The following is a 2627-nucleotide window of genomic DNA, read 5'->3' on the forward strand; positions in this document are numbered from 1 at the left end:
CCAGGGACGGCGCCCGGCCGGGAGGCGTCCCGCCGCCGGACCGCCCACCGCCCGGGCGCCGTCCTCCGGGCGTTCCGCCGCCGGAGCGCCGACCGCGGGCAGGCGGCGCACCGCGGGTGAGGCGCCGTGCGCCTCGGCGCGGATCCGCTGCTTGATCGTCGGCGGCAGCGCCCGTTCACCCGCCGGCCGNCCCCGGCCGNNCCCGCACCGGGCGCCGGCCGGGGGCACCGCCGCGGTCCGCTGGGTCGGCAGGGCCGCGGCTCGGAGGCCCGTACGGGCGGCGGGGGCGCCGGGCCGGCCCGCGGCGGGCGCGACGGGCCCGATGAGGGCGAGGATTCCACGGAGGAAGGAGACGATTGCGGTCCAGAACTGCGTGACCCTGCCGGCGGCCATGGCCCCTCGCTTTCCCGTCGCGTCGAGGACCGGGCGATCCCCTATACCCTCCTCATGATGAGTACGCATCTCGGGATCGGCGGCAGCGACGCCGCTCCCGCGCAGATGTTCCGATGAACACCACTCATACGGACCTATGGGCCCGGCAGGACCGGCGTGCCCGGCCGGGGCGAACGGGTCCGTGGGCCCGGTCGGCGGGCGGTCGGAGGGGTGCGGACCGCGGTCGGCCGCGGCGGGAGTGCGCGACCGGCCCGCCGCCCCGTCTGGCACCAGATCGGCCGAAAGCCCCGTCCCACCGGCGTTTCCGCAGGTCGGACGGGGCTTTCCGAAGTGGAGCCTAGGGGAGTCGAACCCCTGACATCTGCCATGCAAAGACAGCGCTCTACCAACTGAGCTAAGGCCCCGGGACCGCCGGGCGGCGGCGGTCGCAGACCAGAGTACCGGGTGGCGGGGGGTTCCCCGCAAAAAGATTGGGGCTCCCCGTCGGCAACCCCTCTCCGTAAGATGCTCCGCAAGGTTCGCGGCAGCGAACCGGAGCGATGGGGAGACGCAATGGATGCTGCACAGCAGGAAGCGACCGCCAGAGCCAGAGAGCTCCAGCGCAGCTGGTACGGCGAACCGCTGGGGGCGCTCTTCCGTCGGCTGATCGACGATCTCGGGCTCAACCAGGCCCGGCTCGCCGCCATACTGGGGCTTTCCGCCCCCATGCTGTCACAGCTGATGAGCGGTCAGCGCGCGAAGATCGGCAACCCGGCCGTCGTCCAGCGCGTCCAGGCCCTCCAGCAGCTCGCCGGACAGGTCGCCGACGGCAGCGTGAGCGCCGTCGAGGCGACGGACCGGATGGAGGAGATCAGGAAGTCGCAGGGCGGTTCGGTCCTGACGGCCTCCGGCCAGGCCGCCGTCGGCTCGGGTGCGCCCACGGTGCGCCGCGTCGTCCGGGAGATCCAGTCCCTGCTGCGGTCGGTCGCGGCGGCCGGCGACATCATCGACGCCGCCGACTCCCTCGCCCCCACCCACCCCGAACTGGCGGAGTTCCTGCGGGTGTACGGCGCCGGCCGCACCGCGGACGCGGTCGCCCACTACGAGTCGCACCAGAACTGACGGCGGGCCCGGCGGGGGCGGACGGCGGCGCCGCGGTGACGGGGCGTCCACGGAACAGGGAGCGGCACAGCGCGATGGGCGAGGTCTTCGCGGGGCGGTACGAGCTGATCGACCCGATCGGGCGGGGTGCCGTGGGAGCCGTCTGGCGCGCCTGGGACCAGCGCCGCCGCCGGTACGTGGCGGCGAAGGTGCTCCAGCAGAGCGACGCCCACACCCTGCTGCGCTTCGTGCGCGAACAGGCCCTGCGCATCGACCATCCGCACGTCCTCGCCCCGGCGAGCTGGGCCGCCGACGACGACAAGGTCCTGTTCACCATGGACCTCGTCGGCGGCGGCTCCCTGGCGCACCTGATCGGGGACTACGGCCCGCTGCCGGCGCGGTACGTCTGCACCCTGCTCGACCAGTTGCTGTCCGGCCTGGCCGCGGTGCACGCCGAGGGGGTCGTGCACCGGGACATCAAACCGGCGAACATCCTGCTGGAGGCCACCGGCACGAGGCGGCCGCACCTGCGGCTGTCCGACTTCGGGATCTCCATGCGCAAGGGCGAGCCGCGCCTGACCGAGACCGACTACGTGGTCGGCACGCCCGGCTACTTCGCGCCCGAGCAACTCACGGGCGCCGAACCGGACTTCACCGCCGACCTGTTCGCGGTCGGCCTGGTCGCCCTGTACCTGCTCCAGGGCCGGAGGCCGGACTCCCGGGCACTCGTCGCGCACTTCCTGGCCCACGGCACGCCGGGCGCGCCCGAGGGCGTACCGGAACCGCTGTGGCAGGTCCTCGCGGGGCTGCTCCAGCCCGATCCGGAGGTCCGGTTCCGCACGGCGAACGGTGCCCGCAAGGCCCTCTCGTCCGCGGTGGAGATGCTGCCCGGCCCGGCGGGCGAGGAGAGCCCGATCGAGGTCTTCGACCAGCTCGGCCCGCTGCCGCCGGGGTACGGTCCCGAGGGTCCCGTGCCCGTGCCGGCGCCCTCCTCCGTACCGGGGCGGGCGGCCCCGGCGCGCGAGCCGTCGCCGTCCGAGACCGGCAGCTTCCATCTGGCTCCCCCGCCTCCGCGCATCCACCCGCCCCAGCCGCCCGCGGCGCCCCAGCCGTACGGCCCGTACCCCTCGGCGCCCCAGCCGTACGGCCCGTAC

The 2627-nt window shown here is 74.8% G+C and carries 3 protein-coding genes and 1 tRNA gene; 2 read left to right on the plus strand and 2 right to left on the minus strand.

The window, feature by feature from the left end; all coding sequences use genetic code 11:
* On the minus strand, positions 1-189 hold a 189-nt coding region (locus MW084_RS13900; protein WP_275563616.1), incomplete at both ends, for a DUF6344 domain-containing protein.
* A 535-nt stretch (positions 190-724) separates the two neighbouring features.
* Positions 725-797: transfer RNA gene (locus tag MW084_RS13905), tRNA-Ala, on the minus strand.
* Positions 798-945: 148 nt separating this feature from the next.
* Between MW084_RS13905 and MW084_RS13910 the strand changes: the two genes are divergently transcribed.
* Both MW084_RS13910 and MW084_RS13915 read left to right on the plus strand, forming a co-directional pair.
* The gene (locus MW084_RS13910) at positions 946-1494 is read left to right on the plus strand and encodes a helix-turn-helix domain-containing protein (RefSeq protein WP_010467764.1); all 549 of its coding nucleotides are present in this window, start codon (positions 946-948) and stop codon (positions 1492-1494) included.
* Positions 1495-1568: 74 nt separating this feature from the next.
* Positions 1569-2627 (plus strand): serine/threonine-protein kinase (locus tag MW084_RS13915; protein ID WP_275563617.1); only part of this gene is annotated, 1059 nt, incomplete at its 3' end.

Source organism: Streptomyces sudanensis, from assembly GCF_023614315.1.
GTDB lineage: Bacteria > Actinomycetota > Actinomycetes > Streptomycetales > Streptomycetaceae > Streptomyces > Streptomyces sudanensis.

What these genes read in the sequence shown, in the direction of transcription:
- MW084_RS13910 (WP_010467764.1), top strand. Translation starts at nt 946, where the DNA reads ATGGATGCTGCACAGCAGGAAGCGACCGCCAGAGCCAGAGAGCTCCAG.